This is a genomic window from Arthrobacter sp. 4R501, from assembly GCF_002929755.1.
Lineage (GTDB): Bacteria > Actinomycetota > Actinomycetes > Actinomycetales > Micrococcaceae > Arthrobacter.
On record NZ_PJIW01000007.1, the window covers coordinates 181,333 to 200,366 of the forward strand.

Sequence of the window (19,034 nt, forward strand, 5' to 3'; positions counted from 1 at the left end):
GTTCATTCCTTTCGGCTGGGCTGTGAATGACGGCCGGGGAGGCACCGATCCCGCGGGACCGGGGCCTCCCCGGCCGCACCATGTACTAGAAGTGGAAGGCAACCTGCGCGATGACTGCTGCGGCGACGAAGCTCGCCGTGAACGTCATCAGGGCAACGATGACGATCTTCCAGCTCAGTGAGCGCAGAGCCTTGACGTCACGGCCGAGCGACATGCCGATCAGGGCGATCATGGGCAGGCCCGCGAAGAGGACGTTGATGTGCTGCGTGGTGGAGGCGACGAAGGGGCCGATGGGTAGGAATGTCGCGGAGGCAAGGGTGGCCAGGGCCAGGACCCAGATGCTGGACGGTACCACCGGGACGAGCTTCGCGAGCACAAGCGCGACGGCGGTGAGGGCCAGGAGGATGAGGACGCCGGCGGCATCCACCGGCAGCACGGAACCGGTGCCGAGGGCGTTAAGCAGGAAGCCGGCCACACCGGTCGCGGCGAACGCGATGAGCCACGTCTTGGGCGTCCGGATAACACTGGGGTCCTCTTCGATGCCGTTGACGTCCACGGTGTCGATGCCCGGGGCCTCACCGGACTCGATCACTGCGCCCCCCGGGCGTGCCGGGCCTGAGCTGCCCGCTTGGGTTCCAGCCGCAGCGCCAATGAGGGCGCCGCGCCGGACACGGCGGCCAAGGTCGTCCCGCCCGAAAATGCGGGACCACATCCTGTAAAGCTTCTGGCACATCGGCAGCGCGATAAAGACCCCTGCGTAGAACCCGACGATGTTGGTGACGAGGTTGGACAGTGCGGCGAGGGCCATGATCTCCCCTGCCATCTCCGGATACAGGATGGACAGGGCGCCCACGCCCCCGAGCATCATGGAGGCGGACCCCAGACCCAGGCCCAACGCGAGGGCCCGGGGATCAAAGAAGTCCATTCCGCCGAGCAGACCGGCCAGGAGGGAGATGAACACGGCGCCAAAGACGCTGCCCAGCACCCACACGGCGAACACGCCGCGGTACTCGGGGGAGCGGACGCCGAAGCGCTGGATGGCGAAGGCAAGGTAGGACTCACGGTCGATCGACCAGGTGGCGCCGATCGCAGTCCGGCCCAGGCCAAGGGCCACCGCGACCGGAAGGGCCAGGATCACCGTGCCCACCACGTGGCCCACCTCCTGCAGTAGGATCGCGGGGCCGATGTTGGTGAACTTCGTCAGCGACGGGCCTATCTGAGTGCCAAGGCCTGCCAGGAAGAAAACAATGGACACGTCCATCAGGTGCGTGGACACCGCACGGGCACGCCCTCCGATGGGTTTCCATCTCTGGACACCCAGGAATCCGCCGATGAGCACGGTCCACAGGATTGGCATCAGGACGATGGCGGCCGGGCCGAGATGGAACTTGTGCGTTCCGATGGTGATGGCCACGGCACAGATGGCCGTGGAGAGTGCGATCATCGCGAACCACATGGCGGGGCGGGCACGGAAAGAACGGGACGGCGGCGCGTCCACTAGGGCGGACACCAGGCCGCCTGTGGTCTTCGCTTCATTGGGCATGGAGCAGGCCTTTCCAAAGGGGGTGAGGGATCAGAACAAAAACATCCCGCATCGCGGAATCCGACGCTTGGTATACCAAGTGACTGTATACTCGTACCCGTTGAGAGGCAAGTCACATTTTTTCGGCAGTTCGCCAAGGAGGTACGTTGTACAAGAAAATCTCGGCCCGGTACGTTCTGGGTTTCGACGGAACGCGGCACACGTTCATCGAGGACGGCGAGGTGGTCTTCGAGGGGGATTCCATCGTTTTCGTGGGGCGCAACTACGAGGGCGCGGTCGACGAGGAGCACGACTACGGCCAGAGCTTGGTCATGCCTGGCCTGATAGACCTGGACGCCCTGGCCGACATCGATCACCTCATCCTGGACTCGTGGCCCTCCCCCGATGTCGCCGCCGGCCACCTGTGGTCGGATGACTACTTCGCCAACCGTCGCCGGGACGTGTTCACGCCATCGGAGCGCGCCACGGTCCGCGAGTTCGCCCTGGCGCAGCTCGCCCTGCACGGCATTACGACTTACATGCCGATCGCCTCGGAAATCCACAGTTCCTGGGCTGAGGGCCTCGATGAGCTCGTGGACATGGCAGAGACAAGCCGGCGGATCGGCCTGCGCGGCTACCTTGGGCCGGCCTACCGTTCCGGGGTCCATGTCATCACTGCTGCAGGCGACCGCGAGGTCCACTTCGACGAGGCCCGGGGGCTTGCAGGCCTGCGCGACGCAGAGCGCTTTATGGACTACGCCGCGGGTCTCGCAGACCCGCTCGTCACCGGGGCCTTGCTGCCGTGCCGCATTGAGACGCTGTCCGAAGACCTCATGCGGGAGACGGCGCGGATCGCCAGGCAGCGGGACGCGCTGGTCCGGCTCCACTGCCTTCAGTCCCCGCTCGAGGACGAGCTCCTGCAGCATTCCGCTGGACGCGGCGTCCTGGAATTGCTCGAATCCACCGGTCTGTTCGGCACACGGCTTCTCATTCCGCATGGTGTGGTGATCAACGGCAAGGACCCTGCCGCGTCAGCGCCGGGCGGCCCGCTTGACACGCTGGCCCGCCACGGCGTCAGCATTGTCCACTGCCCTCTGACATCGTTCCGCTACCAGAAACAGCTTGTATCGTTCGACCGTTTCCGCCAGGCGGGCATCAACATTTGCCTGGGTACCGACTCCTTCCCGCCGGATCTTGTGCGCGGCATGGACGCCGGCATGCACCTGACCCGGCTGGTCGAGGGGAGGCCTGACGCCGGGACCCTGGCCGACTACTTCGACGCCGCGACGCTTGGCGGCGCCCGGGCCCTCGGACGGGCTGACCTGGGGAGGCTTGCCCCCGGCATGCAGGCCGACATCACGGTGGTCTCCCTGGCCAACTTCGGCGACGGTGTCGTCGAAGACCCGCTGCGCACGCTCGTGCTCAACGGGACGGCGCGCCAGGTGACCGATACGTTCGTGGCAGGGCGCGCCGTTGTGGTCGGCGGCGCCCTGCCCGGCATCGACCTGGACTCGTTGCGGGTTGAGGGGCAGCGGCTTTTCGACGGGATGCGGGCGGCCTACTCGGTCCGGGACGTCCAGCTCCGGGAGCCTGACCAGCTGTTTCCGCCCACCTATCCACGCGCGGAAATCGCTCCGTCGGTCGCTGCCCCGTGACGGCCGCAACCTTCGATTCTTCATCTAATCAATCTTGGTTTGGTATACCAAAGGCGGTATGATGAGGGCACGCGAGAGCCACCAGCACATTGTGGGGAAGCTCATCCGCCCTCGGTAGAACCACGACTTTGACCTATTGACACCGGACCCGCGCTCCTCGGCAGGGCCCTTCCCATTGGAGAGAACAATGTGCCTGCACGATCACACCCCTGCTGCCCTGCCTCCAACTGCCGTTCCACGCCGCGGCATCCTGGCCGGGGCGGCCGCCCTGGCGGGAATCTCGGTGGCAAGCCTGGCTGCCCAGCTTGGAAGTGCCCCGGAAGCGAGGGCAGCGGGCAACGCATCAAACCCCGGCTACCCTGACCGCCCCGCTTCGCCCCCGCCCATGATCATCGAGGGCGGCGCCATAGTGGACCCCAAGACGGGCAACGCAGTGCAGGACGGGGTCCTTGTACTGGAAGATGGCAAGGTCACGGCGGTGGGCACCCGGGAGGAAACACGGCGTGCGGTAGCCGCCCTTGCAGGCCGCGCCCGGATCGTGGATGCCTCCGGCCGGTGGGTCCTTCCCGGCCTCATCGACGTGCATGTTCATGCGAACGCGCTTTCGGATGCGCGGGCCATCCTGCAGGGCGGGGCGACCAGCGTCAGAAGCGGTTCAAGCAGCTTCTATCAGGACGTCGCCCTCGCTGCCCTGCCTGCCTGGGCCGCCGGGGCCTCGCCTCGGATGAGCCCGGCCGGCCTGTTCATCTCACCCGATCTGGGGGACTCGCTCCTCGCAGACCCGGACCTTGCGCCGCTCGCGTCCCTGTCCGGGGGAGTCACAGAACCAAGGGACCTTGCCTACCTCACGCGCGTCAACCTGAAACGCGGTGCCCAGGTGATCAAGACCCGGGCCAACCCCCGGGCGGGCCTGCCGGAACAAGACCCCCGCGAACTGGTCTACAACCACGAACAGCTCTCCGCGGTGGTCAAGGCCGCAGGCAAAGCAGGCGTGCTTTGCCACGCCTACAGCGCCGAGGGGATAGATGGTGCCGTCCGGGCCGGTGTGCGCAGCATCGAGCACGGCGTCTTCGTCAGCGAGGAGACCATCTCCCGGATGGCCAGCCGTGGCACGTACTTCACTCCCACCTTGGACGCCATCACGAGCATGGCAGGCTCTTCCAACCCCATCCTTGCCGCCCGCGGCAAGGAGTACACGCCCATCATCAAAGCGGCGGTGAAAGCCGCCCATGAAGCCGGCGTGACGGTGGTCGCAGGGACGGACTCCTTCGGATCCGATGTGACCCCGATAGGCACTGAAGCGCGTCTGCTGGCGGAGGCCGGGCTTTCACCACTGGACGCGCTCAGGGCCGCGACGGTCAACGCCGCCGCCCTGCTCGGCTGGGGTGAGAGTGCGGGACGCCTGATGCGCGGTTCGTTTGCAGACGCCGTCATCGTGGACTCGGATCCCTTGGACAGCGCCTCGGCGCTGGAACAAATCAGCGCCGTGGTGGCGCAGGGGGTCCTGGTACGGAATGACCTCTGATCGGTCTGGGATAAGCGCGACGCTGTCCCTTCCCACTGTCCTCCTGCCCGGGCAGCGCGCCCGCCCAATCCAGAAAGCCACCCCATGACCTTGATTCTTAAAGCCTCCGAGCTCCAGGCCCTGGCCGACATGCCCGGGACCATCGCCGCCGTCGAACGCGTCTTTGCCGGCCTCAGCCGGGGCACCGCCGTTCAGCCCGCGCCGGATTCCCTCCTCCTGCCGTCCTCGGACGCGAGGTTCTTGCCGATGGCAGCGCTGTCCGGCGCCGAGGAGCTGGCATCCGTCAAATTGCTGGCGGACATGCCGGAAAACCGGGAGTCCAGCCTGCCCACGCAGCGGTCCACGATCATGCTTGTCTCCCAGCTAACCGGCGAAACCCTGGCCATCCTGGACGGCAAAGTCCCCACCCGGGTCCGCACTGCCGCCGCCAGTGCCGTGGCAACGAAGCTCCTCGCGAGGCCCGGCAGCACCACCCTGGGACTGGTCGGTGCAGGCGCCCTGGCCGTGGCACACGTGGAAGCCATGCTGGCCGTCCTCCCGATTGAAAAAGTGGTGGTGTGGTCCCGTTCCGCGGACACCGTCGCCGCCTTCTGCGGCGAGATTTCCCATTACGGCCTCAACGTCACTCGGGCGTCCAGCGTCCGGGAAGTTGTGGAGGCCGCCGACGTGCTGTGCACCCTCACCCCGGCCGTTGAGCCTTTGGTTAAGGGCGAGTGGTTCACGCGCGGACTCCACGTGAACGCCGTCGGATCCCGTCCGCGGGCGGACCACCGGGAGATTGACTCGGCGGGCATGGTGAGGGCGCGGGTCTTCGTGGACAGCCTGGCCACGGCCAGAGCCAAATCCGGCGGGCTGATCATCCCGGTGGCCGAAGGTGTGATGGGTTTTGAGGACGTGGTGGCCGAGCTTGGTGACGTGGCGGCGGGGACAAAAGCAGGTCGCCTTGGTGATGAGGACGTAACCTTGTTCAACTCGGTTGGTATCGGTCTGCAGGATCTTGCCATCGGGCGGCTCCTGTACGACGCTGCGCTCCATCAGGGGGTTGGCACCCGCGTGGAGCTGAATAACTGAGTAAGCGCGGAAGTATGCAATAACGGGAGGCATGAATGACAGTCCAAGCGGAAGCCCCCGCGTCCTCGGCTGACACTGCCCGGGCACGGATCCGGGAATTGATCATCTCCGGTGACTTCCCGCCAGGATCCCGGCTCAGGGAACGTGAGCTCTCCCAGACTCTGGCTGTTTCCCGGGTACCCGTCCGGGAAGCCCTCCAGCAGCTCGAGGCCGAAGGCTTCATTGACGCCTCCCCCCGGCGGGGTGCAACCGTCAAGCAGATCACCCTGCGCGACGTCAACGAACTCTTTGACGTGCGGCTCAGCCTGGAAGTCCTCGCCGCACGCCTCGCCGCCCAGGCCGCCGCCGGAGGCCAGCCGTCGTCGCGGCTGCGGCAGATGATGGACCAGGCAGAAGAAGCAACCCTGCGCCACGACCACGCACAGATACCCCTCAGCAACACAGCCCTGCATGCAGAGATCGTAGCGATGGGGGGCAACTCGCTGTTGGAGTCCGCCATGAAGCCCCTGCTGGGCAGGATGCAGTGGCTCTTCACTTTGACCGGGCACCGTGACCCGCAGGTTCAGTGCGCGGAGCACCTGAGCCTGTGCAAGGCCATTTATGACGGCAAGGCGGACCTGGCGGCGGCGCTGGCCTTCGCACATGTGGAGCTGGGCCGGGAACCGTCGCTCCAAGGACTGGCCGGGCGCCTCCCCGAAAGCTGACCGTCCCGTAAACCTAAGCGGACGACGGCGGGAGGTCCCCGCCGTCGTCCGCTCACCTTCGCCGCGAACTCCGGCAGTTTGGCTTGCGACCAGTGGTTTGCGTCTCCGGCTTGTAAATCACCGTTGTGGTGGGCACCCGGTCGGGTCCACCCTGATCCTATGAACGCTGAAGTACCCGAAGTACCCAAGGCGGAAGAGCTGAATATTCCCCAGGCCCTGCTCCTGCTGGCCACCAACGACATGGACGGGGAGTCCGCCGTTCCGCAGGTCGTGCTCAAGGCTGCTTTGGCCGGGGCGATACTGGCCGAGCTGGACCTGCTCGGCGCCATCGAGCTGAAGGGGCAGCATGTCAGGGCTACCGGCGCCACCCCGCAAACGGACTTCCAGCACCAGCTGGAACTCATCCGGGATATGTCGCGCCCGCACAGTCCCAAGCGGTGGGTCTCGATGCTGGAGAGCCGCGCCGAGCTGCACCGTGTCTACGGGGGATGGCGGCGCTGGGCATCGTGGACCACGTGGGCGAACGGCACCTTGGCCTGTTCAGGACCACGCGGTACCCGGAGAAGAACCACGCTCCTGAGGCAGCGCTGCTGAAAGGGGTCGAGGCCGCGCTCAGGGGTGGAGCTTCCGATCCGCGAACCACTGCACTGACCGCGCTTCTCTACTCGGCGGAGCTGCTCGGGAAAATCTTCCCCGCAGCGGATCAGGGCCATGCGAGGGAACTGGCGAATGACTATTGGCCGTCCCGCGCGGTGGCCGGCGAGCTCCGCATGATCAGGCTGGCGGAGGCGGAAGCCGCAACGTAGGAAAGCGGACGACGGCGGGAGGTCCCGCCGTCGTCCGGTTTCTGTGCGCCCCCTACTCAGCCGCAGGGGGCGCTTCAGTCTTGTCCGCCGCCGTCTCCCGAGCCTCTTGCGCCGCCTGTGCATACGACGCCGAGACCCGGCGGTAGACCGGGGTCAGGAAGGCCAGCAAGGCGGCGGCGATCATGATGATGCCGGCCACCAGGAACACCAAGGCGATGCCGCGGGAGACGCCCTCGCCCAACAGCGGAGCCAGCTGGGCAGCCCCCTCTGTGGACCGAGCGTACGGGATGATCCAGACCTGGGCGATCGGCGCGATGAGGAACGCGGTGATGGGCGCTGCGGCGGACTCGAACGCCATGGCGAAGCCGAACACCCGGCCTTGCCGGGGCAGGGGCACCACCTGCTGGATGACTGTCTGCTCGGCGGCCTCCACGAAAGGTATCAGGACTAGGTACAGCCAGATGCCGGCGATGTACAGCCAGGCCCACTCCCGCAGCGTGAAGACGGCACCGAGGACGCCCATGACGACCACCGCGATGAGCATGGTCCGCAAAGGGTTGGCCCCGAGCCCGAACTTGCCGATCAGCGCGCCGCCCACCAGGAACCCGGTGGACGCGACAGCGAAGAACGTGCCCCACAGCTCCACGGAGAACATCTCCAGGCCGTACGGATCCATCAGCGCCATGTAGACGCCGCCGATGAAGTTGTTGAACGTGGAGAACAGGATCAGTGCGAACAGCCCGGAAATGGCCAGAACGGCGGCGAGGGAGCCTCGCAGGTCGAATCCGCCGTGCGCGTCCGTGGCTGCCGGGCGCACCTCCTCGGGCATACGCAGCGTCAGCAGGTGCGCGAAGGCCAGTGCCGTGAGCACCAGGGCGACGACCACCGTCCAGCCCATGCCCAGCAGCCCCACCGACAACCCGGACAGCACCGAGGTGACGATGAGCATCAGTCCCTGCACCATGCCCACCAGCCCGTTGGCGTTGGCCCGCCGGTCAGGCTCGATAAGGATGGTGACCGTGGTGGAGAGGGCAATGTTCCGCATGTTTTCCACCACCGCACCGATCAGGATGATCATGGCGAAGACCCAGAACCACGGCAGTGTCAGGTCCAGTATGCTGGCGGCCGGTGTCAGTAGGAACATCACCCCTGACAGCACGAACATCACCAGCGTGAAACCGGCGGCGAAGCGCATCAGGGCCAGCTTCCGGTAGCGGTCCACGAATGTGCCGAAGCTGATGCTGGAAAGGGCGATCAACAGCATGTACGCGCCGCCGATCACCCCGGTGGCGATCACGTTCCGCGTCTCCAGGTACACCCAGAACGTCAGGGCGAACCACAGGTAGCTGGTGGTGATGTTGGCGAGGGCGGTGTTCACCAGGATCCCGGCGAACGTGCGGGACCGCTGCGCCGGAGTGCGTAGGGACGTATCGATGGCATCGGCATCGGCCGGGCCTGCAGCCGCTGCGACGCCGGCTGGGGCCGGTTCGTGCTCGGTCATGCGTCCCAGTTTAGTGACAACCGACGGTCGTGGACACGGTCACTGCGGTGTACTTTCGGCGCGGGCACCTACGCAAACGAACGACGGCGGGACGTCCCGCCGTCGTCCGCCGCCCATCCCTTGCGCTCTTACTTTATTCGCCGTATAAAGTAAGTATGTTACCTGGATCACAGCGCAGCGCCCCGACGGGGAGGGATGCGCTGCGCAGAATCCGGGTCAGCGCCATCTTCAGCACCCTGCTGGAGGCAGGCCCCCTGGCCCGGACAGACCTTGCGCACCGGACCGGATACAGCCCCTCCACGGTCACGGGCATCGTGCAGGACCTCAGCGACGCCGGCTACCTGCGGGTTGTGGGGCAACAGGAATCGACCGGCGGCCGGCGGCGGACGCTGATCGAGCTCAACCGCTCCTCGGTGACCATCGCCGTCGTCGGTCTCCGCGGCACCCGGATCTGGTGCGCCCTGGTGGACCTGGATGGCAACCGCCTGGATGCCGCTGAACAGGATTTCGATCCCGCGGACCCGGTGGGCAGCACGGCAAGCACTGTGATGTCACTCCACCGCCGGGCGGTGATTCCGCCCGTTCACGTCGTGGTGGCACTGCCCGGCGTCGTCGCCTCAGACGGTTCCGTGGCCCTGGCGCCCGCCTTCGGCCCCGTAGCCCACCTCCGCCTCGTGGACGAACTCGAAGCCACAACAGGGCTCCGCACCACGGTGGAAAACGACGTCAACCTCATTGCCTTGGGGGAGCGGGTGGACGGCGCGGGCAACGGCGTGGAGGACCTGGTCCTGATCCATGTTGCCGAAGGCATCGGGGCGACGATCATCGCCGGCGGAGAGGTCCTGGCAGGATCAAGCCGTTCCGCAGGCGAAATCGGCTTCCTTCCGCAGGGTTTGGCGGCCAGCCCGCGCGGGGAACGCGGAGACTACGAACGTCGCTGGACCGCCGCCGGCATCCGCGAGTCCGGCGCGCTTCTCGGCCTGGCGCTCGCTGAGGAGACGGTGGTTGAATCCCTCTGCAGCGCCGATACGCCGGCGGCTGTCCGGCTGCTGGATGACGTTATTCAGGCCTGGGCCTTCGCCGCCATCATCTGCGTCTGCGTCGTCAACCCCGCACGGGTGATCTTTTCCGGGGACGCCGTCCTCCTGACCCGCGATGCGAGGGAGAAGCTCCGCGGCACGGTCCAGAGGTCAGTGCCGTCCCTGACCGAAGTGGTCTTCGCCGAGCTGGGACAGGCGGCCATCCTCCATGGCGCCATCGCGAAGGTGGTGAAGAGCCCCGCGACCCTCTTCACCGAGGTGGCCGGATGAACGAACCACCAGGTTTTCTGTCCGACCATCAGCCACACCAAAGTACTAGGAGAAACCAATGACGTTACGACCATTGCGATCCGCGCTGCTAGCAGGTGGTCTCGCACTCATGCTTGGAATGTCTGCCTGCGGACTCGACTCTCCCAAGCCCTCCGGCACGTCGGCCGGTGCCGGGGACACCGGGACTCTGACCATTTACACGGCACGGGACAAAGCCCTCGCTACCGAGGTGATAGCTGATTTCGAAAAGGCCAACCCGAAGTACGCGGGCAAAGTCCAACTGCTGACACTTGGCGCCCAGGAGGCCCTGGAACGCGTCAAGGCCGAAAAGTCCAACCCGCAGGGCGACATCTGGTGGGGCGGCACCCAGCAGCAGATGCAGCAGGCCGCTGCCGCGCAGGTCCTGTCTCCTGCGCCGAAGGACGTTATCGACGCCGTCCCGGCCGGACAGCGCGACGCTGACGGTCTCTGGGTAGGTGAGATGAAGCTGGCCGAGGTCATCTTCTACAACAAGGACATGCTCACCGCCGACCAGGCTCCCAAGGACTGGGACGACCTCATCAGCCCCGCGATGAAGGACAAGATCGCCATCCGCGACGTCCTGGCATCCGGCACCATGCGCAGCATTTACGCGGCGATGATTGACCGCCAGTTCGACGCGGCCGGCAGCCCCGACGCCGGCTACGAGTGGCTCAAGAAACTGGATGCCAACACGAAGGTCTACGCGGCCAACCCGACCGACCTCTACCTGAGGATCACACGCCAGGAAGCTGCAGTGACTGCCTGGAACCTGCAGGATGTCATGCTGCAGATCAAGAACCAGAAGGCCCCCTTCACACCAGTCGTGCCTGCATCCGGTGCGCCGATGCTCATTGACGGTGTGGCAAAGATCAAGGACGGCCCGTCTCCGGCCGGAGCGGACGCCTTCCTGTCCTTCCTTATGAGCAAGGATGAACAGACCAAGCTGTCCGAGACGTACTTCCAGATCCCGACGATCTCACTGCCCCAGGAACCGGCCTGGCTGGCCGGCCTGGACCTGAAGGAAATGAAGGTCAACTGGGAACGCGTCAACAAGAGCGAGCCAGAATGGAGCGCTTACTGGGCCGCCAACATCAAGGGCCAAGGCACCAAATAGCACCGCGTCCGGCGGGGCGGCCACCGGCTGCCCCGCCGGACACGACGCCCCGCCAGCACACAACTACCACCCCTGTGGAGCAGCCATGACACGCGTCTTCCTCAACGCCATCAGCAAGCAGTACCCGGGGGCCAAACCGGCGGTATCGAACCTCACGGTCACCATCGAGGACGGCGAGTTCTTCACCCTGCTGGGTCCTTCCGGCTGTGGCAAGTCAACAACGCTGCGGATGGTGGCAGGATTCATCCAGCCTTCCAGCGGAAGCATCCACTTCGGCGACAAGGACGTCACCAACACGGCACCCAACAAGCGGGACACCGGCATGGTCTTCCAGAACTACGCCTTGTTCCCGCACATGAGCGTCCGGGGAAACGTTGCCTACGGCCTGAATGCGCGCAATGTGCCCAAGCAGGACAAGGACAGGCGGATCGACGAGGCGCTCGCACAGGTGGGACTCCAGGAGTTCGGCGACCGCCGGATCGACATGCTTTCCGGCGGCCAGCAGCAGCGCGTGGCTTTGGCCCGGGCCCTGGTGATCCGCCCGGCGGCCCTGCTGCTGGACGAGCCGCTCTCCAACCTGGACGCGAAGCTGCGCGAGGAAACGCGTACCGAAATCAGGTCCACGCAGAAGGCGGCAGGCACCACGTGCCTCTACGTCACCCATGACCAGGCCGAGGCAATGGCGATGAGCGACCGCGTGGCGGTGCTTAATGAAGGCGAGCTCCACCAGGTCGGGTCACCCCGCGAGGTCTACAACCGCCCCGCCACGGCATTCGTCGCCAGATTCATCGGCCGCTCCAACGTGCTGCCCTGTACCGTGCTGGGTGTGGACGGCGGCGCCGACGGCGGCTCCGTCAGCATCAGCCTGGCCGACGGCACCGTCCTCAGGACACCCCGGGTGGAGGGATCGATATCGGCCCGGGTCTCCGCCGGGGACCACGCCGCGGTATCGCTCCGGCCGGAGTCCATCGGCCTCGCCGTCAGCTCGGGGAACCCCACCGTCAGCCCGGGGAAGGAGACAGCGGGCCAACTCGGCGGGAGGGTCCTTACCGCGGAGTTCACCGGCGCCGTCAATATCTACGAGATCGACTGGCACGGCGAGCAGATCGTGGTCTCGGCGCCGGACACCGTGGACCGCGCCGAACCCGGGGACCTCGTGTCAATGGCACCGCACCAGGACCGCGTGTGGCTGGTGGAGCCGTGACGGTCACCGTTCCGAGGCTGCGGAACCGGTCCTCCCTGACGTCGTCGGACCGGTTCGTCTACTTCCTCGCCGCCCCGGTGGTTCTGGTGCTCCTGGTGTACATCGTGGTGCCGATGCTGGCCACCGCCACCACCAGCGCCGAGAGCGGAGGGAGCGCCTACAAGGGATTCATCAACGGCTCATCCGCCACGGCGCTGGGACTCTCGGTGGGCATCTCGGTGGGATCGGTCCTCACCACCGGTGTACTCGGCACGGCGCTCGCCGTCCTGCTGTCGCGCTTTGATTTTCCGGGCCGCAGGGTGCTGAGGCTCTTCGCGCTGCTGCCCATGGCGCTGCCTCCGCTGATCGGCGCCGTGTCCTTCTACTTCCTGTACGCCGAAAGCGGCATTGTTCCGCGCTTCCTGGAGCGCTACTTCGGCGCCGACGCCGCGGCGGTCTCCGCCAACGGCGTCTGGGGCGTGCTCCTGGTCCACACCATGACCATGTACCCCTATTTCTACCTCGCCGTCTCCTCGGCGCTGGCCGGATCCGACGCCTCCATGGAGGAGGCGGCGCTGAACCTGGGCGCGAGCCGCTTCCGCATGTGGCGCACGGTTCTCCTGCCCATGCTCACCCCGGCGCTGGTTTCCGGAACGCTGCTGACCTTTATGGTCTCGATGGCATCCTTCACCGCGCCCCAGTTCTACAACGTTCAGACCCTGACCATGCAGATCGTCGCCTCACGGACCAGCGGCGCGTACGATGTCGCCGCGGCCCAGGCTGTGGTCCTCTCCGTCGTGTCAATCTTCTTCCTGCTGGCCATGCGCTGGTACGAAAACCGGCGCCTCCACCGCGGGTCCTCCAAGGGAACGCCCCAGGCCGTGAAGGTCCTGCACGGTGTGCTGCCCCGCACCCTTGCCGGGCTCGGATCGTTGCTGCTGGTCCTGTTCCTGATGGCGCCGCCGGCCACGATCGCCCTGCTGTCCTTCACCGTCGACGGGTCGTGGACCACGCAGATCCTGCCACCGGACTACACCCTGGACAACTTCACCCGGATCTTCACGGACCCCGTCACCCTGCGCCCCATCCTGGTCAGTGCCCAGATGTCCTTCGTGGCCATGATCGGCTGCATCCTGGTCGGGGTCCTCGCCGCCTGGGTGGTCACCCGGTGGAAAGGGCCGGGCAGGGGCTTGCTCGATGTGATGGTCATGCTCCCGTGGGCACTCCCCGGCACCGTCATCGGCGTCAACATCGTCACGGCCTTCGCCACCCCGGGCCCGTTCAATCTCGGCCAGGTGCTGATCGGATCCCTGTGGATCCTCCCGGTGGCCTATTTCGTCCGTTTCCTGCCCTTGGTGTTCCGCTCCGCCAACGCGTCGCTGGCCCAGATCGACCCCAGTGTCGAGGAAGCAGCACGGAACCTTGGCGCGGGTCCCTGGCGTGCCCTACGCACCGTGACGGTGCCCCTGATGTCCCGCGGCATCCTGGCCGGTGCGCTGATGGCGTTTATCCAGGGCTTCGGTGAGTACGTGGCGTCCGTGGTGGTCTACCCGGCCCGCTTTGCGCCCCTGTCCGTGGAGATCTACAACCGCATCTACTCCAACGAGTTCGGCACGGCCGCGGCCTACGGCACGCTTCAGATGGCGCTGATCCTCGTTGTGCTGGTCATCGCCCAACGGCTGGAGACACCCCGCCGCGACAGGAAGGCACGGGGCGGGCAGCCCGTCGGTGCGCCCCTGAGTCCCGTTATGGCCCCCACACCCACCTGATCCATGGAACCGGAGATACGAATGCACACCCCCACCGATCCGTCCATGCCGCGCCCCGACCTCAAGGACCAGGAAAACCTCAGCATCTACTGGGACAACCACCTGCGGGACGCGTTCGACGAAGCAGCACCGCACATCTACCCGGGCATGGTCGAAGCAAGCCTGGCCCACGTCCTGATGCTGACCCGGCAGGGCATCCTGCCGCGTGGCCGGGGGGAACTCCTGCTAAAGGGGTTGCTGACCCTGTGGGCCAGGACCGAATCGGGCGAACAGGCGTACGTTTTCGATGGCAGCGTCGAGGATCCGTATTACTTCCTGGAGCAGCAACTCGCCGCCGAGTGCGGGATCCCAACCTCCGAACTCGACGTCCAGCTGGCCAGGAGCCGGAACGATCTCGACGCCGGCGTGTTCCGGATGGTCCTGCGGCGCCAACTGCTGGACCAGGCCTCCCTGGTGGTCCAGGCAGCCAACGACGCGGCCGTGCAGGCCGCCGCGAACGCGGACAGCCTGATCATCGGGTTCACCCACCGCCGCCCCGCCCAGCCGACGACGATCGGCCACGTCCTCGCCGGTCTCTCCGAAGCGATGCTCAGCCAGGCAAAGGACATGCTGAGCATCTACGACGAACTGAACGTTTCGCCGCTGGGATCGGCGGCCTTCACCGGCACCGACCTGCCGATCGACCCGCTGATGGTGGGCGAGCTGACCGGCTTCGATTCCAGCTTCACCTCCAGCTACGAGGCCGTGGCGGGAGCGGAACACTTCATGCGGCTGGCCGCGGTCCAGGCCCGCATCACCGCCACCGGCGCCCGCTTCGCCCGGGTGCTGCTTGAGTGGATGACCTTCAAATGGGTGGAAACGCCAACGGCCTACACGCAAGGCTCGTCGATCATGCCGCAGAAGAAGAACCCCGTGGTGCTGGAGCACATGGTGTCCATGGCCGGTGTCACCGCAGCCGATATGGCAGCCACGTACGCGAACATCGGCTCCGCCTGGTACGAGGACTCCAACAACGCCACCACGGACGTCCAAAAGCATCTGTGGCGTGCAGGGGAACGCGTGGTCCGCTTTATGCGGATGATGGACGGGCTGCTGCTGGACCTTCGGGTGCTCCAGTTGCCGGACCGGGCGGAAATCGTCGCCTCCGGGGCCACCACCACCGCCGTTGCGGAGGCGCTCGCCGCGCGTGGCATCCCGTGGCGGACGGCCCACGACGTCGTCGGCAGCCTGGTGCGCGCCGACGCGCCAGCGGACTGGACGGCGGACGGAGTCGCGAAGGCCTTCGCGGACGCCGGCATAGACGCCGGACTTGACGCCGCAGAGGAGCTGGTGGCCACGACGTTGAGTGCCGGACAGCAGCCGGAACTGATCCTTGCCCGGACGCAGGACGGAAGTCCCGGCAGCGAGGCCGTACGGCGCAACGCCGCCGAGTCACGGCAGCGCGCAGACGCTTTCGGCCGTGATGTCCAACGCAGACGGAGCCAGATTGACTCGGCCAGGGAACGGCTTATGGCAGCCGCCGCGGACGCCGGAAGAGGCCATTGGTGACTGATGGAATCACCATCATCGGGAACACGAACATCGATGTTGTGGTGGCCGACACCCGGGACCTGCCCGAGCCGGGAACCGAGCGCGTGGTGTCCTCGGTCTCCCTCCGGCTGGGCGGCTCGGCGGGAAACTTCGCTGTGCGGTGCGCCGGCCTGGACTTCCCCACCACGCTGGTCAGCCGCGTTGGCGACGACACGTCGGTGATGGTCCTGGAAGCGGAACTCCGGCTGCCGTCGCTCCAGGCGCGGCTACTTCGGACCCCGGGTGAACCCAGCGGCATCACCATTGCCGTGGAGGCGCCGGGGCGCGACCGTGCCTTCATTTCCTCCCTGGGCGCCATGGCGTCAATGACTCCTGACGACATCACTGAAGACATGCTTTCCAGCAGGTACGTCGCCCTGGCCGGCTACTTCCTGTTGCCCGGGATGCGCGGCCCCGCGTCGGCGGAACTGTTCGGACGGGCCGGACTGTCGGGCGCCCGGACGGTATTGGACACCGGCTGGCCACCGGAGGGATGGACCCCGGCCACGCGGCAGGAAGTGCTCAGCACCCTTGCCCTGGTGGACATCTTCCTGCCCAACGACGACGAACTGCACGGCCTCATGGATGACGGGAACACCGAACGGGCCGCCCGCCGGTTGTCCGTGACCACGAATACGCTCGTTGCGGTCAAGATGGGCGCCCGCGGCGCTGGCCTGGCCTCCCCTGACGGGGGATGGTCCGCCCAGCCGGCGGCACGCGTTGACGTGGTCGATTCAACGGGGGCGGGGGACGGGTTCAATGCGGCATTCCTCGTGTCGGCGGCACGCGGCGCAGGCTGGCCGGACGCCCTGGCGTCCGGAGTTCGCTACGCCACCGAAATGGTGGCCACCGCACCGGAACGCCGGGCCGCCGTCGTACTTCCAACCGCGACACTGAGCTAGAGGGGAATCCCAGTGCAAACGGACATCATTAATGGCCGCCCCACCGTCCAAGGGCTTTCCATCATCGACTTCCACCTGCATTTCCGGATGCCCCACGATCCCTTGACCCGGTCCCTGGCCGGCGGCCAGTTCGGGCCGGACGGCGGCGCCGACGACAGAAGCGGCTGCGAGGACTACGACGCCGGCCAGGCCGCCCGGTCCGCCGCCGTCGCCCGGACCTCTGCCCAATGGCGCCGGAGCTGGGACTTCGCCGACCCCGAACCACTGTCGGCGGACGCCGGCTGGGAAGCGGAAGCTGACCGCTGGACCAGGGAGCTGGCCGACAACGGGATCGAGCACGCCTCCTTCGTGACCGCCGGCGGGAACGACGCGATGGTGGACCTGGTTGCCCGCGGCGCCGGAAAGTTCCTGGGCCTGGCCGCGATGGCTGACCCGTTCGCGCCGGGAGCTGCCCGGGAGTTCGAAAACGCAGTGGCCCGGGGACTCCGAGGCCTGAAACTGTTCGCGCCCCTGGCGTCGTCGCGGATGGACGATCCGGCGGCAGACCCCGTGTGGGACGTCGCGTCCCGCCGCAACGTCCCCGTCCTGATCCACTTCGGCCACTGCGGATCAGCGGGCGGCATCGCGCAGAATGCCTACAGCAACCCCGCCAGTCTCGAACGCGCCGCCAAGAGGTACCCGGAAGTCACCTTCGTGATCCCGCACTTCGGCATCCAGCACGTCCAGGAGGTGCTCTTCCTGATGTGGGCCTGCCCCAACGTGGTGGTGGATACGTCCGGTTCCAACCAATGGGTCAGATACATGGCGCAGCGGCTGACCCTGGAGGACCTTTTCCGCCGTTTCTACGAAACCATGGGATCCGAACGCATCATCTTCGGCTCGGACTCGTCATGGTTCCCGCGCGGTTTCGCGCGGCGGTACCTCGTGGACCAGCTCAGGATCTGCTGGGAAATGGGAATGCCCGCCGCCGGGATTCAGCAGGTCTTCGGCGGAAATGCCGCGCGGCTCCTCAAGCTGGACGGCTGGCGGCCCGCCTCAGCCGGGCCCTCTGGCGCAGGGACCCACGCCGACGCCTGACAAACGGAAACGGACGACGGCGGGAGGTCGCCGTCGTCCGCTTCTCCCGTTGTTCAGTTGTCCAGGAGTCCGCCGCTGGCCCAGCGGCGGACGGCGAGTTTCTCGGCGGCGTCGAACTCCAGGAGGGCCACGCGGCAGAGTTCCTCCACGTTTGCGGTCCAGGCTGCCGCGAGGCCTTCGGCCGTCGCCTCGTCGGTGAGCGGGAAATTGACGTAGGCCAGGCCCTGAAGGACAAAGCTCACGGCGTTGCGGGAGACCGGCTGGTCCGCGTTGACGCAGTCGTCCCTCACCTGCCGGGACAGTTCCGTGCGGTTGAGTGGATGCTCACGAAGCCTGGCTGCCATGGACTGGAACATCTGGCGGAACTGGGCTGCGGAAAGGGCCGGCACGTCCGTGACCCTGGTGACCTGTTCCTCGATGCCCGGCTGCAGGTCCGCGGGCGCAGGCAGGTCCTCGCTCGAGAAGCGCTTCGCGTCCCAGACCCAGCCACCTTGTGCGGGGGAATATTCGACGCCCTGGCCGATCTGGGACACCCACGTCCCAAACTTTCCCCAGCCGCTCCAGTCCGTCTTCAGGGATGGCTCTGCCGTGAGCGCCCGGTGGGCCACCATCGCGCCGTTTACCGGTCCGGGCGCGGCGCGGACAAACTCGAGGACCTCACGGATGGCGGGCGAGGCGGACTTGGCCTTCGCCTTCGCTGCGGCTGGAACGTGCTGTTCCTTCCCGGACGTCACCGCGTGGACTGGCTCCACCGTTGAGCCGTTGAGGATGGCGACGAAGTCGTGGGATTCCACCACATGGTCCGCCATCTCCCGGTACGCGAAGGCCACGGCGCCGGCCGCGATGACTGTGGTCATCCGGTCGGCGGCCCGGAACCGCTGGATCAGGGACGTGAAGTCGGCGTCGGCCGAGGCGATGAAGAACTCTTCGATGCCAACGTTGCCGGACAGCGCGTCCATGGCGTCAAGCACCAGATTGATGTCCGTGCTGCTCTTGCCGCGCTGCGTCAGCGACGGGCAGTCGATCACGCGGAAGCCGGCGCGGGTCCAGTAGGTCCGGTACTTCGAGTACACCACCGGATTCAGGTAGCAGTTGCGGATCAGGAACCTGCGGGCGTCCTCGCCGGAACCGCCTGCTGACAAGGCGTCTGCCCAGTGCTTCGGGTCTTCGGCAAAGCGCTTCGCCGCGACAGGATCCAGTGCCTGCAGGCCGGTGAAGACGTTGTCGAAATCAACAAACATCGCAGCTCTGATGCCTGGCCTGCGGGAGGGTGAGACGGCCTCGTTCATTGGCCCAGTGTGTCAG

The 19,034-nt window shown here is 66.6% G+C and carries 16 protein-coding genes; 13 read left to right on the forward strand and 3 right to left on the reverse strand.

The window, feature by feature from the left end:
• Positions 1-85: 85 nt before the first annotated feature.
• Positions 86-1,543, reverse strand: a complete 1,458-nt coding sequence (locus CXR02_RS09020; protein WP_258060880.1) for a DUF3100 domain-containing protein — start codon at positions 1,541-1,543, stop codon at positions 86-88.
• A 146-nt stretch (positions 1,544-1,689) separates the two neighbouring features.
• On the opposite strand from CXR02_RS09020, the gene CXR02_RS09025 reads away from it, so the two are divergent.
• The 6 genes from CXR02_RS09025 (at position 1,690) to CXR02_RS23180 (ending at position 7,283) form a co-directional block, all read left to right on the forward strand.
• Positions 1,690-3,177 carry an amidohydrolase family protein gene (locus CXR02_RS09025; RefSeq protein WP_104061669.1) on the forward strand — a complete coding sequence of 496 codons (1,488 nt, stop codon included), beginning with the start codon at positions 1,690-1,692 and terminating at the stop codon, positions 3,175-3,177.
• A 187-nt stretch (positions 3,178-3,364) separates the two neighbouring features.
• Entirely contained in the window at positions 3,365-4,702 is a 1,338-nt protein-coding gene (locus CXR02_RS09030) for an amidohydrolase family protein (RefSeq protein ID WP_104061670.1), read from the forward strand.
• Between the two features lie 84 nt (positions 4,703-4,786).
• Positions 4,787-5,773 carry an ornithine cyclodeaminase family protein gene (locus CXR02_RS09035; RefSeq protein ID WP_104061671.1) on the forward strand — a complete coding sequence of 329 codons (987 nt, stop codon included), beginning with the start codon at positions 4,787-4,789 and terminating at the stop codon, positions 5,771-5,773.
• Positions 5,774-5,808: 35 nt separating this feature from the next.
• Complete coding sequence (locus CXR02_RS09040; RefSeq protein WP_104061672.1) at positions 5,809-6,477, forward strand: GntR family transcriptional regulator; 669 nt, start codon at positions 5,809-5,811, stop codon at positions 6,475-6,477.
• A gap of 159 nt (positions 6,478-6,636) precedes the next feature.
• Positions 6,637-7,071 (forward strand): GPP34 family phosphoprotein, encoded by a 435-nt coding sequence (locus tag CXR02_RS09045; protein ID WP_308470672.1) that lies wholly within the window; start codon positions 6,637-6,639, stop codon positions 7,069-7,071.
• Positions 6,966-7,283: a GPP34 family phosphoprotein gene (locus tag CXR02_RS23180; RefSeq protein WP_308470673.1), complete on the forward strand. Its 318-nt coding sequence runs from the start codon at positions 6,966-6,968 to the stop codon at positions 7,281-7,283. Before CXR02_RS09045 ends, CXR02_RS23180 begins: the two co-directional genes overlap by 106 nt.
• A 52-nt stretch (positions 7,284-7,335) precedes the next feature.
• Here CXR02_RS23180 and CXR02_RS09050 read toward each other — a convergent pair whose 3' ends face one another.
• Positions 7,336-8,784, reverse strand: coding sequence for an MFS transporter (locus CXR02_RS09050; protein ID WP_104061673.1), 1,449 nt, complete (start codon positions 8,782-8,784; stop codon positions 7,336-7,338).
• A 155-nt stretch (positions 8,785-8,939) separates the two neighbouring features.
• Here CXR02_RS09050 and CXR02_RS09055 point away from each other — a divergent pair, with 155 nt between their 5' ends.
• The 7 genes from CXR02_RS09055 to CXR02_RS09085 all read left to right on the forward strand — a co-directional run bounded on the left by CXR02_RS09055 (position 8,940) and on the right by CXR02_RS09085 (position 17,729).
• Positions 8,940-10,094: an ROK family transcriptional regulator gene (locus tag CXR02_RS09055; protein WP_104061674.1), complete on the forward strand. Its 1,155-nt coding sequence runs from the start codon at positions 8,940-8,942 to the stop codon at positions 10,092-10,094.
• A gap of 58 nt (positions 10,095-10,152) precedes the next feature.
• Complete coding sequence (locus tag CXR02_RS09060; RefSeq protein ID WP_104061675.1) at positions 10,153-11,229, forward strand: extracellular solute-binding protein; 1,077 nt, start codon at positions 10,153-10,155, stop codon at positions 11,227-11,229.
• 85 nt (positions 11,230-11,314) lie between these two features.
• On the forward strand, positions 11,315-12,433 hold the full coding sequence (locus tag CXR02_RS09065) for an ABC transporter ATP-binding protein (RefSeq protein ID WP_104061676.1): 1,119 nt from the start codon (positions 11,315-11,317) through the stop codon (positions 12,431-12,433).
• Positions 12,430-14,181, forward strand: coding sequence for an iron ABC transporter permease (locus tag CXR02_RS09070; RefSeq protein ID WP_258060881.1), 1,752 nt, complete (start codon positions 12,430-12,432; stop codon positions 14,179-14,181). The genes CXR02_RS09065 and CXR02_RS09070 overlap by 4 nt, the downstream gene beginning before the upstream one ends.
• Before the next feature lie 21 nt (positions 14,182-14,202).
• Complete coding sequence (locus CXR02_RS09075) at positions 14,203-15,729, forward strand: lyase family protein (RefSeq protein WP_219816405.1); 1,527 nt, start codon at positions 14,203-14,205, stop codon at positions 15,727-15,729.
• Complete coding sequence (locus CXR02_RS09080; RefSeq protein ID WP_181037175.1) at positions 15,726-16,652, forward strand: carbohydrate kinase family protein; 927 nt, start codon at positions 15,726-15,728, stop codon at positions 16,650-16,652. Before CXR02_RS09075 ends, CXR02_RS09080 begins: the two co-directional genes overlap by 4 nt.
• A 12-nt stretch (positions 16,653-16,664) precedes the next feature.
• Entirely contained in the window at positions 16,665-17,729 is a 1,065-nt protein-coding gene (locus CXR02_RS09085; RefSeq protein ID WP_219816406.1) for an amidohydrolase family protein, read from the forward strand.
• Between the two features lie 53 nt (positions 17,730-17,782).
• Here CXR02_RS09085 and CXR02_RS09090 read toward each other — a convergent pair whose 3' ends face one another.
• Complete coding sequence (locus CXR02_RS09090; RefSeq protein ID WP_104061679.1) at positions 17,783-19,018, reverse strand: NYN domain-containing protein; 1,236 nt, start codon at positions 19,016-19,018, stop codon at positions 17,783-17,785.
• Positions 19,019-19,034 lie beyond the last annotated feature (16 nt).

Excerpts from the sequence above, each read along its gene's own strand:
- CXR02_RS09020 (WP_258060880.1), bottom strand. The coding sequence starts at position 1,543 with ATGCCCAATGAAGCGAAGACCACAGGCGGCCTGGTGTCCGCCCTAGTG.
- CXR02_RS09030 (WP_104061670.1), top strand. The coding sequence starts at position 3,365 with ATGTGCCTGCACGATCACACCCCTGCTGCCCTGCCTCCAACTGCCGTT.
- CXR02_RS09035 (WP_104061671.1), top strand. The coding sequence starts at position 4,787 with ATGACCTTGATTCTTAAAGCCTCCGAGCTCCAGGCCCTGGCCGACATG.
- CXR02_RS09040 (WP_104061672.1), top strand. The coding sequence starts at position 5,809 with ATGACAGTCCAAGCGGAAGCCCCCGCGTCCTCGGCTGACACTGCCCGG.
- CXR02_RS09045 (WP_308470672.1), top strand. The coding sequence starts at position 6,637 with ATGAACGCTGAAGTACCCGAAGTACCCAAGGCGGAAGAGCTGAATATT.
- CXR02_RS23180 (WP_308470673.1), top strand. The coding sequence starts at position 6,966 with ATGGCGGCGCTGGGCATCGTGGACCACGTGGGCGAACGGCACCTTGGC.
- CXR02_RS09050 (WP_104061673.1), bottom strand. The coding sequence starts at position 8,784 with ATGACCGAGCACGAACCGGCCCCAGCCGGCGTCGCAGCGGCTGCAGGC.
- CXR02_RS09055 (WP_104061674.1), top strand. The coding sequence starts at position 8,940 with ATGTTACCTGGATCACAGCGCAGCGCCCCGACGGGGAGGGATGCGCTG.
- CXR02_RS09060 (WP_104061675.1), top strand. The coding sequence starts at position 10,153 with ATGACGTTACGACCATTGCGATCCGCGCTGCTAGCAGGTGGTCTCGCA.
- CXR02_RS09065 (WP_104061676.1), top strand. The coding sequence starts at position 11,315 with ATGACACGCGTCTTCCTCAACGCCATCAGCAAGCAGTACCCGGGGGCC.
- CXR02_RS09075 (WP_219816405.1), top strand. The coding sequence starts at position 14,203 with ATGCACACCCCCACCGATCCGTCCATGCCGCGCCCCGACCTCAAGGAC.
- CXR02_RS09090 (WP_104061679.1), bottom strand. The coding sequence starts at position 19,018 with ATGAACGAGGCCGTCTCACCCTCCCGCAGGCCAGGCATCAGAGCTGCG.